Source organism: Embleya sp. NBC_00888, from assembly GCF_045207655.1.
Lineage (GTDB): Bacteria > Actinomycetota > Actinomycetes > Streptomycetales > Streptomycetaceae > Embleya.
This window is the reverse complement of sequence record NZ_CP108784.1, coordinates 5,853,895-5,867,561: the sequence shown is the minus strand read 5'-3', so window position 1 is coordinate 5,867,561 and position 13,667 is coordinate 5,853,895. Positions and strand designations below refer to the sequence as shown.

15 protein-coding genes are annotated in these 13,667 nt (G+C 72.2%); 1 reads left to right on the top strand and 14 read right to left on the bottom strand.

Features of this window, described 5'->3' with window-relative positions:
• Window positions 1-55: 55 nt before the first annotated feature.
• The 13 genes from dprA to rpsP form a co-directional block, all read right to left on the bottom strand.
• Window positions 56-1,330 carry a DNA-processing protein DprA gene (dprA, locus tag OG948_RS25180; protein ID WP_406298629.1) on the bottom strand — a complete coding sequence of 425 codons (1,275 nt, stop codon included), beginning with the start codon at window positions 1,328-1,330 and terminating at the stop codon, window positions 56-58.
• Window positions 1,327-2,937, bottom strand: a complete 1,611-nt coding sequence (locus OG948_RS25175; protein ID WP_406298628.1) for a YifB family Mg chelatase-like AAA ATPase — start codon at window positions 2,935-2,937, stop codon at window positions 1,327-1,329. The genes dprA and OG948_RS25175 overlap by 4 nt, the downstream gene beginning before the upstream one ends.
• Before the next feature lie 2 nt (window positions 2,938-2,939).
• On the bottom strand, window positions 2,940-3,443 hold the full coding sequence (locus tag OG948_RS25170) for a YraN family protein (RefSeq protein WP_406298627.1): 504 nt from the start codon (window positions 3,441-3,443) through the stop codon (window positions 2,940-2,942).
• A gap of 117 nt (window positions 3,444-3,560) precedes the next feature.
• Window positions 3,561-3,887 (bottom strand): DUF2469 domain-containing protein, encoded by a 327-nt coding sequence (locus OG948_RS25165; RefSeq protein ID WP_395872691.1) that lies wholly within the window; start codon window positions 3,885-3,887, stop codon window positions 3,561-3,563.
• Window positions 3,888-4,026: 139 nt separating this feature from the next.
• On the bottom strand, window positions 4,027-4,596 hold the full coding sequence (locus OG948_RS25160; RefSeq protein ID WP_406298626.1) for an NUDIX hydrolase: 570 nt from the start codon (window positions 4,594-4,596) through the stop codon (window positions 4,027-4,029).
• A gap of 85 nt (window positions 4,597-4,681) precedes the next feature.
• On the bottom strand, window positions 4,682-5,704 hold the full coding sequence (gene lepB / locus OG948_RS25155; RefSeq protein WP_406298625.1) for a signal peptidase I: 1,023 nt from the start codon (window positions 5,702-5,704) through the stop codon (window positions 4,682-4,684).
• Between the two features lie 140 nt (window positions 5,705-5,844).
• Window positions 5,845-6,990, bottom strand: a complete 1,146-nt coding sequence (gene lepB, locus OG948_RS25150; protein WP_406298624.1) for a signal peptidase I — start codon at window positions 6,988-6,990, stop codon at window positions 5,845-5,847.
• Complete coding sequence (lepB, locus tag OG948_RS25145) at window positions 6,983-8,041, bottom strand: signal peptidase I (RefSeq protein ID WP_406298623.1); 1,059 nt, start codon at window positions 8,039-8,041, stop codon at window positions 6,983-6,985. Before lepB (OG948_RS25145) ends, lepB (OG948_RS25150) begins: the two co-directional genes overlap by 8 nt.
• A gap of 65 nt (window positions 8,042-8,106) precedes the next feature.
• Window positions 8,107-8,466, bottom strand: coding sequence for a 50S ribosomal protein L19 (rplS, locus tag OG948_RS25140; protein ID WP_020553234.1), 360 nt, complete (start codon window positions 8,464-8,466; stop codon window positions 8,107-8,109).
• Between the two features lie 153 nt (window positions 8,467-8,619).
• The gene (gene trmD, locus OG948_RS25135) at window positions 8,620-9,438 is read right to left on the bottom strand and encodes a tRNA (guanosine(37)-N1)-methyltransferase TrmD (protein ID WP_406298622.1); all 819 of its coding nucleotides are present in this window, start codon (window positions 9,436-9,438) and stop codon (window positions 8,620-8,622) included.
• The gene (gene rimM, locus OG948_RS25130; RefSeq protein WP_406298621.1) at window positions 9,435-10,142 is read right to left on the bottom strand and encodes a ribosome maturation factor RimM; all 708 of its coding nucleotides are present in this window, start codon (window positions 10,140-10,142) and stop codon (window positions 9,435-9,437) included. The genes trmD and rimM overlap by 4 nt, the downstream gene beginning before the upstream one ends.
• 150 nt (window positions 10,143-10,292) lie before the next feature.
• Complete coding sequence (locus tag OG948_RS25125) at window positions 10,293-10,532, bottom strand: RNA-binding protein (RefSeq protein ID WP_020553237.1); 240 nt, start codon at window positions 10,530-10,532, stop codon at window positions 10,293-10,295.
• 2 nt (window positions 10,533-10,534) lie between these two features.
• Window positions 10,535-11,002 carry a 30S ribosomal protein S16 gene (rpsP, locus tag OG948_RS25120; protein WP_360310613.1) on the bottom strand — a complete coding sequence of 156 codons (468 nt, stop codon included), beginning with the start codon at window positions 11,000-11,002 and terminating at the stop codon, window positions 10,535-10,537.
• Between the two features lie 264 nt (window positions 11,003-11,266).
• Here rpsP and OG948_RS25115 point away from each other — a divergent pair, with 264 nt between their 5' ends.
• Window positions 11,267-12,973 (top strand): proline--tRNA ligase, encoded by a 1,707-nt coding sequence (locus OG948_RS25115; protein WP_406298620.1) that lies wholly within the window; start codon window positions 11,267-11,269, stop codon window positions 12,971-12,973.
• 85 nt (window positions 12,974-13,058) lie between these two features.
• Here OG948_RS25115 and OG948_RS25110 read toward each other — a convergent pair whose 3' ends face one another.
• Complete coding sequence (locus OG948_RS25110; RefSeq protein ID WP_406298619.1) at window positions 13,059-13,595, bottom strand: hypothetical protein; 537 nt, start codon at window positions 13,593-13,595, stop codon at window positions 13,059-13,061.
• Window positions 13,596-13,667 lie beyond the last annotated feature (72 nt).

Below are 13,667 nucleotides of genomic sequence, written 5' to 3'. Positions count from 1 at the left end.
ATGGCACCTCCTCGATTGGGCCTCCCCTCACGGTGATGATCACTGCCGCCCCAGGTCAAGCACCGCCACGGCGACGCCACCCCTTCGAGGTGCGATCGACCAGTTCCCGGCCGACCAGGACGTCGAGGTGGCGGCGGGTGGCGGCGGGCGCGACGCCGGCCTCGCGGGCGATCAGCGCCGTGGACAGCGTGTCGTGGATCGGCACCGTCTCCAGGATCCGACGCGTCTCGGGCGCCAGGTCGTCCCCCGGCCGGACCGGACCGGACAACACCGGCGCGAGGTCGTCGCCGATCAGCCCCACCTCCTCGATCACCTCGGCCGCCCGGGTCACCAGCACCGATCCCGGCTCGCGCAGCAGCGCGTGCACCCCGGCCGAGCTCGGCGAGCCGATCGGCCCCGGCACGCCCATCACCCGGCGCCCCAGCCGCGCCGCCCGACGCGCGCTGATCAGCGCACCGCTGCGCAGCGCCGCCTCGACCACCACGGTGCCTCTGGTCAGCGCGGCGATCACCCGGTTGCGCTCGACGAAGCGGTACCGGGTCGGGTGCGCGCCCGGCGGCAGCTCGGTGACCAGCGTGCCCTCCTCGGCGATCCGGGCGAGCAGCCGCTCGTGGCCGCGCGGATAGTTCACGTCGATCCCGCACGCGAGCACCGCGACGGTACGCCCGGCCACCACCAACGCGCCCCGGTGCGCGGCGGCGTCCACGCCGTAGGCGCCGCCGGAGACCACCGTCCAGCCCGCCTCGGCCAGGTCGGCGGCCACGGTCGCGGCCACGTGCGCGCCGTAGTCGGTGCACGCCCGCGCGCCCACGACCGCCACCGAGCGCAGCGCGGCGAGCCGCAGCGGTGCCGCGCCGCGCACCCACAGGCCCAGCGGCCGGGCGTCCCCGAGGTCGTCGAGCTGGCTGGGCCAGCCCGGATCGCCCGGGACCACGAAGGCGCCGCCGAGCCCGGCGATCCGGGCCAGGTCCGCCCGCGGGTCGTGGCCGCCCAGCCGGACCCGGTAGCCCGCCGGATCCCGCCGGGCCAGCTCCACCGGCAGCGGTCCGGGGCCGCACAGGTCGCGCAGCAGCCGTGCGGCGCCGTGCGCGCGCACCGCGCGGCCGAACGCCGCGTCACCCGGCTCCACCAGGCGGGTCAGCGCGGCCCGGGCCACCCGCTCGTCCGCGCCGACCGCGCCGACCGCGCCGTCCTCGCCCACCGGGACCGCCGGGACCGCCGGGACCGCCGGGACCGCCGGGACCGCCGAAGCTGCCTGCGCTGCGTGGGCTCGGGCTGCCCGGACCGCCGGGTCCGCGTCGCCCCACGGCAGCGGGTCCGGCCCGGTCACCGGGCGGGCCCGTCGTCGCCGGCCGAGTCCCCCCGGACGATCCCGGTCCGCAGCTCCAGCGCCGCGTCCACGTCGTCCCGGCCGGGCCGCTCGTGCCCGCGCAGGTCGGCGACGGTCCAGGCGACCCGCAGCACCCGATCCAGGCCCCGGGCGGTGAGCAGGCCGCGCTCCATGTCCCGGGCGGCCCGATCCAGCGCGTCCGGCTCGATCCTCCAGCGGGTACGCAGCTCGCGTCCGGGCACCTCGGCGTTGACCGCCCACCCGGTCCCGGCCAGCCGCCGCGCGGCCCGCTCCCGAGCCGCGAGCACCCGCGCGGCCACCACCTCGGACCGCTCCCCCGTCCCCTCCGGCGCGAACAGCTCGGCCCGGGAGACCGCGTCCACGGTCACCCGTACGTCGATCCGGTCCATCAGCGGCCCGGACAACCGGGACAGGTACTTGTGTCGCATCAGCACCGAGCACGTGCAGTCCAGGCCGCGCCCGGAGAACCGCCCGCACGGGCACGGGTTGGCGGCCATCACCAGCAGGAACCGCGCCGGGAAGCACAACATCCCGCCGCTGCGCGCGACGGTGACCGTGCCGGACTCCAGCGGCTGGCGCAGCGCGTCCAACACCCGCCCGCTGAACTCCGGGCTCTCGTCCAGAAAGAGCACGCCGCGGTGGGCCAGGGACACCGCGCCCGGGCGCGGCAGGCCGTTGCCGCCGCCCACGATGGCGGGCATCGTGGCGCTGTGGTGCGGCGCGCAGAACGGCGGCACGGTCACCAGCGGCAGGTCCGGGCGCAGGGTGCCGGCGATCGAGTGCACCGCGCTGACCTCGAGCGAGGCCGGACCGTCCAGCGCGGGCAGGATCCCGGGCAGCCGTTCGGCGAGCATCGTCTTGCCCGCTCCCGGACTGCCGAGCAGGAACAGGTGGTGTCCGCCCGCCGCGCACACCTCCAGGGCCCGACGGGCCCGGCCCTGACCGGCGACGTCGGCCAGGTCGGCCGGCTGCGCACCCGCCGGCGCGGGACCGGCGGCCAGGGTGCCGACCACGGCCAACGGGTCCGGGCCCAGGCCGATGTCGGCCACCGCCCGCTCCTCGACCGGCACCGGCTCACCCCGCAGCAGCGCGAGCAGGTGCCGCAGCGAGGTCACCCCGCACACGGTGATCCCGGGCACCAATTCGGCCTCGCAGGCCACCACGGCGGGCACCACGACCCGCCCGCAGCCGGCCGCGGCGGCGGCCATCACCGCCGGCAGCACCCCGCGCACCGGCCGCAGGCGCCCGTCCAGGCCCAGTTCGCCGACCATCACCAGGTCCTCGATCGCGCGGGGGTCGAGCACGCCCGCCGCGGCCAGCACGGCGGCCGCGATCGGCAGGTCGAACCCGGAGCCGGTCTTGGGCACGGTCGCGGGCGACAGGCCCACCGTGAGCCGCCGCTGCGGCCACTCCTCGCCGCTGTTGACGAGCGCGGCGCGGACCCGCTCCTTCGACTCCACCAGGGTCTTGTCGGGCAGGCCCACCAGCGTGAAGGTGGTCACCCCCGGCTCCAGGTCGGCCTGTACCTCCACCACGACGCCGTCCACACCGAGCAGGGTGACCGAGCGTGTGCGTGCGAAGCCCATGCTCAGCCCACCCCTCGGATGTGCTCGACCAGGGCCGCCCCGCGCTCGGCCGGGACCACCGCGACCAGGTCGATGCGCACCTCGCGCCCCGGCGGGCCGCCGAGCGGATGGGCGAGCAGCCAGCGCTCCGCGAGCACCCGCAGTCGCCGCGCCTTGACCGCGCCGACCGCCTCCAACGGATGCTCGAAGCCGCCCGCGCGCCGGGTCTTGACCTCGCACACCACGAGCGTGGACCCGTCCCGCGCGACGATGTCGATCTCGCCGTCACGACAGCGCCAGTTCCGGTCCAGGACGGCCATCCCGGCCTCGACCAGATACCGGGCGGCGACCCGTTCGCCGTACCGCCCCACGGCGGTGTTCCGCGACTGCCGGGCCGGCGCGCCCCGACTCCGCGCACCCCCGCTCCCCGCGCCCGAATCTCCCGCACCCGGGGTCCCGGCGCCCGGGTGTCCCGCATCCCGGGGCTGTTCGCCCCGGTCCTCGCCGCCGGCCGCATCGGTCCGCACAACGACCACCTCCGGCCCCGACGGTGCCGGAACCGGAGGTGGTCGAGAGTCGTTCCGCGTCCGTCTGTGCACAACTCGGCCGCTGTGGACGCCGCCCTCGCGGGTGTGCGGGTTCGCTCAGTTGCCGAACCCTTCGTTGCCCGCGGGCATCTCGAACTCGCTCTTGGTCAGTTCCTCGACGTTGACGTCCTTGAAGGTAAGGACTCGGACATTCTTCACGAATCGCGCGGGTCGATACATGTCCCACACCCACGCGTCCGCCATGGACAACTCGAAGAAGACCTCCCCGTCGGCCGACCTCACGTGCAGCTCGTACTGGTTGGTGAGGTAGAAGCGCCTTTCCGTCTCGATGACGTACTTGAAGAGACCCACGACGTCGCGGTACTCGCGGTAGAGCTGCAGCTCCATCTCGGTCTCGTACTTTTCGAGATCTTCCGCACTCATGCGCGCCCCTCGCTCCTGCGCTTCGCTGACGTCTCCCATTGTGTACCGGCGACCCACGCGGCCACCGGCGCACCATGGCACAACCGTCCGGGAGCAGCCGTTCGGCCCGGATCCGCGGATCCCGGCCGCCCGGCGCGGCTCAGCCGTTCCAGCGCTCGAACGGCTCGTCGATCAGTTCGCCGGCCAGGAAGGCCGGCAACAACTCGGGCAGTCGTCCCGGATAGAACCGTGCCGGGGCCGCCGCGATCTCGGCCGGCGTCCACCACACCGCCTCCTGGTACTCGGCCAATTCGTCGGCCGTCCAGAGCGACCGATCCTCGCAGACCTTCGGCGTACGCTCGGCGATCCGCACCAGCACCACGAACTCGTGCTGCACCCGCCGATGCCCCGGTCGCACCCAGGTCACACTCCGCCGCCAGGTGGGCGGGCCCACATCCGCGGGCGCGATCCGCAGGCCGGTCTCCTCCAGAATCTCCCGGACCGCCGCGTCCACGTAGCTCTCGCCGGGGTCCAGGCCGCCGCCCGGCAGGTCGTACCACTGCTGCGGATCGGATTCGGGGACGTGGGTGCGAAAGAGCAGCACCCGATCATCGGGGTCGAGCAGCACCACACGCACGGCGCGGCGTTCCAGGTCGGGAGCCAGGTCGGCGGGGTAGTCCGGAACCGGCTCGGGCACATCTCCGGGCCATGACACGGGTTGAGTCGTCATCCACGGATTGTGCCCCGAACGCGTACGGCCGGGTCGCCCGGGAGAAGGATTCCCGAGCGACCCGGCCGTGCGCGAGAGCCCACGCTCAGGCGGGCGGCGCTCCCGAGGGATCGCGCGTGGTCACCCGCGCGTGCGACGCGTCGTCCGCCCCGGCCCGACGATGCCGCCGCCACAACACCAGCGGCACGGCCCCGATCAGCCCGGCCGCCATCGGCGTACCGCCGATCACGTCGAGCCCGAGACCGGGCTGATCGAACGTGCCCGGCACCCCGAGTCCGTGGATCCGGTTCAACGGCCACACCACGGTGAAGGCGCGCCCGATCACCTGGTCCTTGTCGACCGTCCCGTTGCCCGGCTGGTCCATGTGATAGCGCGAGTCGGAGGAGTTGTCGCGGTTGTCGCCCATCAGCCAGATCCGACCCTTGGGCACGGTCACGTCGAACACCTTCGTCGAGGGGGCCACGCCCTTCTTGAGGTACGAGCTCTCGTCCAAGGGCTTGCCGTTGACCATCAGGCGGCCCTGCGCGTCACAACACTGCACGCGGTCGCCGCCGACCCCGATCACCCGCTTGATCAGGTCCTTCTCATCCGCGGACGGCATCAGGCCGACCCAGGACATGCCCTTCTGCAGTCCGCGCACCACCGCGTTGTCGGACTGCTTCGGGGCCTCCTGGAGCCAATTGCCCGGGTCGTGGAAGACCACGACCTGACCACGCTCGGGCTCCGCGCCGAACCACGGCGAGAACTTGTTCACCAGCACCCGGTCGCCGACCTTGATGGTGTTCTCCATCGACTCCGAGGGAATCGAGAACGCCTGGACCAGGAAGGTCTTGATGAGCAGCGCCAGCACGATGGCGATCAGCAGCAGCAGCGGCAGCTCCCGCCAGAACGACCCCTTCTTCTTCCGCCGCTCGCCCGAGTCCGAGGCACCCTCGCCGTCGCCGGAATCCTGCGGCTCGTCCGATCCGCCGGAGCCGCCGGGACCGCCGGGACCGTCCGCGTCGGGCGGCGAACCGTCGCCCGGGCCGCCGCCGGGGGTGGGGGTTGGACCCGCCGGCGGGAAGATCGGCGCCGCGTCGGGGGCGGCGCCGTTTCCTGGTCGTTTCACCAGATCGGGCGACTGCGTCGGCCCGTCCCCGCTCGTTGGTTGGGTCGGTGGCGCTCCGGGATCGTGCGGCGCGTCGGTCGGATGCCGCTCGTGCGGCTCCCGCCCACGATCGTCGTCTCCACCAGCGGATCGCGCTCCGATCACGACTTCCCCCACGGCGCCTCCTCGTACCCGTGCAGGCCGGACGGCACCCGGTCGGGGCTGTCCACCGGCTGCCCACAGCTCTGTCTTGATGATTTCCGACCCGTGCCGCGCACGTCGCCGGGTCGATGTCGACCCCAAGGGTCCGGCATGCGCCGGCGCGAGCGTACACGTCGGCGTAGCAGGACCATCGGAACCGCACCCACCATTCCCATAACGACCGGGGTGGACGGGAGAATCGCAACCGACAGGGCTTTGTTCCCGAACGTCTCCGGAACGGGCAGTCGATGCGCCCGACCGAACGGCCAGGCCACCACGAATGCCCGGCCGACCACATCACCCTCCGGGATCGTGCCCTGATAGGGCCGATCCATATGTGCCCGCGAGTCGGCGGAATCACCGCGATGGTCGCCCATCACCCACAACCGCCCCTTGGGCACGGTCACGCTGAACCTCTTCTCCGAGGGTGCGTTGCCCTTGTACAGGTAGGGCTCGTCCAGCGGGACGCCGTTGACGGTGATCCGACCGGAGGGGTCACAGCAGGCCACCGTGTCGCCGCCGACCCCGATCACCCGCTTGATCAGGTCCTGTTCGTCGTCCGAGGGGAGCATCCCCACGAACACGAGGCCCTGCTTGACCTGCTTGAGTCCCGGCGGCGGATCGTCCGAGTTCTTCTTGCCCAACCACCCGCCCGGGTCCCGGAAGACCACCACCTCGCCGCGTTCGGGAGTCCACCCGAACCAGGGCGAGAACTTGTCCACCAGCACCCGGTCGCCGACGTTGATGGTGTGCTCCATCGAACCGGACGGGATGTAGAACGCCTGCACGAGGAACGTCTTGATGAGCAGCGCGAGCGCGAGCGCGATCACCGCCAGCATCGGCAACTCGCGCCACAGCGGCACCACCTTGTCCTTGCGCCGCGAACGCCGGCCGCGGCGGCGGCGCTTGGGCCTGCCCGTCTCCACCGACGGCGCCGCGGCTGCCGGGGGCGTCGCGGGTGGCGCGGGTGGCGGTTCGGCCTCGCCGAGCACCACCGCGCCGGCCGACCCCGGGGGCGGGACGGCGGCGCCGGTGACGTCCCGGCCCGCGCTCGGCCCGGAGGGGCGGGCGGCGCGGGCGCCCTTGGGTTTGCCGCGCTTACCCACGACGGTCGAAGTCCGACCGCTCGAACGTCTTCGGCCGGTCCGCGCCCCGGATCCGGCCGAACGGCCAGATGATCCACTGCGCGCGCCCGATCACCCGGCTCTCGGGCACCATGCCGCCGCCGGGCTCGCCGAGGTGATCGCGCGAGTCTGCCGAGTTGCTGCGGTGGTCGCCCATGACCCACAGCTTGCCCTTGGGCACCTCGGCTTCGAAGGGGAAGTCCGAGGGCTTGTCGCCCGGATGCAGGTAGTCGCCCTCGTCCAGCGGCACTCCGTTGACGGTGATCCGACCCTGCGCGTCGCAACACTTGACCACGTCGCCGCCGATCCCGATCACCCGCTTCACGAAGTCGTTGTCGTCCGGGTTCGTGAAGCCGAACACCCCGCCGAGCTTGCGCAGCGCGCCGGTCACCGGGTTGGGCTTGTCGGTGTCCTCGGGGGTGAACGAGCCGCGCCCGTCGAAGACGATCATGTCGCCGCGCCGGATGTCGCCGAACTCGTAGGCCAGCTTGTTGACCAGGACCCGGTCGCCGACCTGCAGCGTGTTCTCCATCGAACCGCTGGGGATCACGAACGGCTGGGCCACCCACGAGTTCACCGCCAGCACCACCACCATCGCGACCGCGACCAGCAGCGGCAGTTCGACCCACGCGGGCATCCGTCGCCGGCCCGGCGCGGGCGGCGCGTCCTCGTCCTCCGCGTCGGCATCGGCATCGGCATCGGCGGGCTCGTCCCGCTCCACCGCCGGATCGGCGCCGGAGCCGGCGTCGGGTTCCGCGACCGGATCCGCGCCGAGGTCGGCGACTGCCTCGGGCTCCGGGGCGGCGGCCGGTACCCGAGTCGGCTCCGCGGGCGAATCCTTCGCCGGGTGCGGGGAGTTGGCCGCCTCCGCGACCGTGGCGACCGCTCCCTCGGACCCGCTCCCGCCGCCGTCCGTGCTCCGTGCCCGATCCGAGACACGCGAAGGCCGCGCCTCCACGACCTCGGTGGACGAGGTACCGGCGGATTCCTCCGCCGTGGAGGCACGGCCTTTGCTCTGCTCTGCGTCGTCCATCACGAACGAGCCTAGCGTCCGGGTCGCCTCGACACGGTCGAGGCACCCCGGGTGGAACGTACGGGTCAGCGGCCCGGACGGTCCGTGCGCTTCTCCTTGATCTTCGCGGCCTTGCCGCGCAGGTCGCGCATGTAGTACAGCTTCGCGCGACGGACCGCGCCGCGGGTGACCAGCTCGATCTTCTCGATCACCGGGGTGTGCACCGGGAAGGTGCGCTCCACGCCGACGCCGTAGCTGACCTTGCGGACCGTGAAGGTCTCGCGGACGCCGTCACCCTGGCGACGCAGCACGAAGCCCTGGAAGACCTGGACGCGGGACTTGTTGCCTTCGATGACTCGCACGTGCACCTTGAGGGTGTCACCGGGACGGAAGTCCGGGACGTCGTCCCGCAGGGATGCGGCATCGATGTGGTCGAGCTTGTTCATCTCGCGTCGCTTTCTCGTGGGTGCCACAGGTCACCCACGGGTTTCGTGGTCACAGGTGTGGGGTCGCCGCTCCCGAGTGGCGCTCCCCCTGTGGCAGGGGTGCCGTCCGGCTCCCGGGGAACCCGGTCCGGATCGGGACATGGCAACAGCGTCTCAGTCTGCCACAGGTGCCTCGGCCGGCTGAAACCGGCCGTCCCGCTCGACCCAGCCGAGCTCGGCGAGGGTGGCCCGGTCCTTCTTGTCCACCGCCGCCGGATCGATCCTGGCGATCAGGTCGGGCCGGTGCGCGGCGGTCCGGCGCAGCGCCTCGTCCCGCCGCCACCGGGCGATCGCGCCATGGTTCCCGGACACCGTGATCGGCGGCACCTCGCGACCGCGCCACTGCGCGGGCTTGGTGTACACCGGCCCCTCGAGCAGGTTGGCCATCGCGCCGGGCGCGAACGAGTCGTCCCGGTGCGACTCGGCGTTGCCGAGCACGCCGGGCAGCAGCCGGGCCACCGCCTCGACCATGACAAGCACGGCCACCTCGCCGCCGGCGAGCACGTAGTCGCCGATGGACACCTCGTCCACCCGCATTCGGGTGGCCGCCTCGTCCAACACCCGCCGGTCGATGCCCTCGTACCGGGCGGGCGCGAACAACAGCCACGGCTCGTCGGCCAATTCGACCGCGAGGTCCTGGGTGAACGGGCGCCCGGAGGGGGTCGGCACGATCATCCGCGGCACGGCGGCGGCCTCGCCACGGCCCTGCTCCAGCACCGCGTCCAGCGCGAGCCCCCACGGCTCGGGCTTCATCACCATGCCGGGGCCGCCACCGTACGGGCTGTCGTCGACGGTCTTGTGCACGTCGAACGTCCAGTCCCGCAACTGGTGCAGGTGTACGTCGATGAGCCCCTTGGCGCACGCCTTGCCGACCAGGGAGACGTCCAGCGGCGCGAGGTACTCGGGGAAGATCGTGACGACGTCGATCCTCACGAGGGGTCCCGCTCCGACTCCGACGCGGCCCCCGGCTCCGGCTTCGGGTCGGGCGCCGGCTTCGCCGCGGCCCGGGCCGCCTTCGCCTCGGCCCGCTCGGCGGCCGTGAGTTTCCTCGGCTTGGTCCTCCTCGGCTTGCGCTCGCCCGGCTCGGCCTCGCCCGCCTCCGGGTCCGGCACCGCGAGCACCGCGTTCTCCGCGTCCAGCAGACCCGGCGGCGGGGTGATCACCGCGCGCTGGTTCTCCAGGTCGATCTCCGGGACGATCTGGTGCACGAACGGGATCATCACCTCGCGCCCGTCCGAGCGGCGGACCATGAGCAGGTCCTGCGACGGCAGGTGCACGACCTCGGTCAGCTCGCCCACCGCCTCGCCGTCGGCGGTGAACACGTCGAGTCCGACGAGCTGGTGGTCGTAGTACTCCTCGGGGTCCTCGGGGAGTTCCTCGGGGTCGACCTCGGCGATCAGCAGGGTGTTGCGCAGCGCCTCGGCGTCGCTGCGGGTGCTCACGCCCTCGATGGTCAGCAGCAGCCGGCCGCTGTGCACCCGGCCGTCGGCGATGGTCAGCGGGCCGACCGAGGGAGGGTCCGTCATCAGCACCGCACCGGGCGCGAGCCGCAGTTCCGGCTCGTCGGTGCGGACCTCGACGGTCACCTGGCCCTTGATGCCGTGTGCCTTGCCGATTCGGCCGACCACAAGCTGCACCTGCGACTCCTCAATCTCTGCCCGATGGGACCGATGGGACCTCATGCCCGGGGCAGGAGGGGAAAACGCCGGGAAGGCGGAAATGCCAAGAAGCCGCCCGGCGGAGGATTCCGCCGGGCAGCTCCCGGTTGGACGTGATGTCCGGGTACGTCAGCGAACCTGGTCGACGTCGACCAGGTCGACGCGGACTCCTCGGCCGCCGAGCGCGGTCACGACGGTGCGCAGCGCACGCGCGGTGCGACCACCTCGACCGATGACCTTCCCGAGGTCTTCGGGATGTACCCGAACCTCGAGAATGCGGCCGCGGCGGAGATTACGCGCCCGTACCTTGACCTCGTCCGGATGCTCGACGATGCCCTTGACCAAATGTTCGAGGGCTTCCTCGAGCATGGTCAGCCCTCGTCAGCGGCGGTCTCGGCGGCGGCTTCGCCCTCGGCGGCCGGAGTCTCGGTCTCGGCGGCAGCCTCGACCTTCTTCTCCTTCTTGGCCTTCGGCGTGGTGGCGCCGTCCTTGGGCTCGTCCATCGCCTCACGGGCGGCGGCCTCGAAGAGCGACTTCTTGTCGGCCTTCTCCGCGGCGACGAGCAGCGGGGCCGGGGCCGGCAGACCCTTGTGCTTCTGCCAGTCGCCGGTGAGCTTGAGGATGTGCGCGACCGGCTCGGTCGGCTGCGCGCCGACACCCAGCCAGTAGAGCGCCCGCTCGGAGTCGACCTCGATGCGCGAGGGGTTCTCCATCGGGTGGTAGATACCGATCTCCTCGATCGCCCGACCGTCACGCTTGGTGCGGGCGTCGGCGACGACGATGCGGTAGTGGGGCGAACGGATCTTGCCCAGGCGCTTCAGCTTGATCTTGACTGCCACGAGAGTGGTGTCTCCTGCATCTTGACGTGGGTGAACAGCCGGCATTCACGTGGGGACATGAGGCTCGGCTGATCGTGGACACGGTAAGCATGCGGAGAGAGGGTCCGGCAATGCCCCGGGTACTCAGCTCGCCATTCTGCCAGACATCCCGGCCCCGACCAAAGCCGGGCACCGATTCGGCCGGCCGAGGGCCGCGCGGCTTTTAGAATGCAAGCCGCATCGCCCTTCTCCCTCTTCTTCTAGTCGTTAGGTCGCCACGGTCTCATGCGTTGGTCCGAACTGTACGTACCCACCCTCCGCCAGGACCCCGCCGACGCCGACGCGGTCAGCCACCGTCTGCTCGTGCGCGCGGGGTACATCCGCCAACTCATGGCCGGCCACTACTCGCTGCTGCCGCTCGCGGTGCGGGTGCGGGCGAAGGTGATCACGATCATCCGCGAGGAGATGAGCCGGATCGGCTCGCAGGAGATGGTCCTGCCGACCATGCACCCGGCCGAGATCTGGCAGAAGAGCGGGCGCTGGGAGGTCATGGGCGACGAGATGTTCCGGCTCAAGGACCGCAAGGGCTCGGACCTGGCGCTGGGCATGACGCACGAGGAGATCTTCACCACCCTCGCGCACGAGCTCAGCTCCTACCGCGACCTGCCGCAGACCTGGTACCAGTTCCAGACCAAGTTCCGCGACGAGCCGCGACCCAAGAGCGGGCTGATCCGGGTACGCGAGTTCACCATGAAGGACTCGTACAGCTTCGACCTGGACGCCGAGGGGCTGGACCGCTCGTTCGAGGCGCACCGGCAGGCGTACGTGCGGATCTTCCAGCGGCTGGGCATCCCGGCGATCGCGGTGCAGGCGTCCAGCGGCACCATGGGCGGCAGCGGTTCGACCGAGTTCATGTGCCCGTCGACGGCCGGCGAGGACCTCGTCGTGCACTGTCCGAACTGCGACTACGCGGCCAACGTCGAGAAGGCGACCTCGCGGCTCGCGGAGATCGAGGACGGCGCCGGGCTCGACGTGCCGGAGCGGTTCGACACCCCCGGCATCAAGACCATCGAGAACCTGACCAAGGCGCACGGCGTGCCGGCCGACCGGCAGATCAAGACGCTGGTCTACATGGTCGGCGGGCGGCTCACCCTGGCCCTGCTGCGCGGCGACCACGCGCTGGTCGAGCAGAAGCTGATCGACACCACCGGCTCCACCGACGTGCGCCCGGCCACCGCGGACGAGATCAAGGCCGCGCTCGGCGCGTACCCGGGCAGCCTGGGCGGGGTCGGCGTGAGCGACCTGCCGATCCTGGCCGACGAGGCGCTGCGCGGTCGTCGGGACATGGTGACCGGCGCCAACGTCGACAAGGTGCACGTGCGCGGCGTGGACGTCGAGCGGGACATCGCCGTGGGCACCTGGGCCGACCTGCGCGAGGTGGTGGCCGGCGAGCCGTGCCCCGCGTGCGGCACCGGCCTGGAGGTCGAGCAGACCGTCGAGATCGGCCACATCTTCAAGCTCGGCTACAAGTACACCGAGGCGCTGGGCGTGAACGTGCTGGGCGCGGACGGCGAGCGGGTCACCCCGATCATGGGCAGCTACGGCATCGGCGTCGAGCGGGCGATGGCCGCGGTCGTGGAGACGCATCACGACAAGAACGGCATCGTCTGGCCGGTCGCGGTGGCGCCGTTCGAGGTCGCGGTCGCGCTGCTCGACGTGGACGACGAGAAGTCGCGCGTCACCGCCGAGGAGATCTACACCGAGTTGGTCCGGCAGCGGGTGGACACGATCCTGGACGACCGCGCCGAGCGTCCCGGGGTGAAGTTCAAGGACATCGAGCTGGTCGGCATCCCGTTCCGGGTCACCGTCGGCGCGCGCAGCCTGGCCGAGGGCAACGTGGAGATCGTCTCGCGGGCGAGCGGCGAGAAGGCGCTGGTCCCGGTCGCCGAGGCGGTCGACTACGTCCGCAAGCTGGTCCTCGACGCGAGCTGACCCCATTCCCGGTCGTGCGAGCGCCTCCGCCGGGTCGACCCGGCGGGGGCGCTCGCGCATGCGGGTACCGCCTCGCCCGCGGATCTCATCGCGGTGCCGGGATGCCCCTGCCGGCCGCGTGGGTGGGCTTCCCGTCGATCGGGATGGCCCAGCGGGCGATCTCCTCGACGTGCACCGTGTTGGTGCCGAACGTGCCCGGGGTGAGCGCGTAGGTGAGGTCGCCGATGTCCACCGCGCCGGCCACCGACACCGGGCCGCCCGGGCAGGTGCCGGTGACCGCGAAGTTGGTCGGGCTCGCGGGGGCGTCCAGGACGTGCCCGGACCACATCGCGGTGCCCTCGTCGTCGATCTCCACGGCGTCCTCCACGACCTTGACGATCACATCGGGGAACAGCCGCAGGGTGATCTGTCGAGGTGCCGGGGCGATCACCCGGCACAGGAAGTCGAAGTCCTTCGGCGACACGGCCATCGGCCCCTCGCGCAACACCCACGGTCGGGCCGGATCCGGCCCGACCGCCGACTCGCCGAGCAGCGTCGCCCCGGCCGGCCACGCCCCGCTCGGCAACGCAATCGCGCAGAAACCCGCCATCAGGGCACCGAGCAACCGTCGAGAAGTAGTCATGCCCCGATCAACGACCGACCCCGGCCGTCGTTATCGTCCAACGCGGGCGGCCGTGCCGCTCGCCCCGCCGAC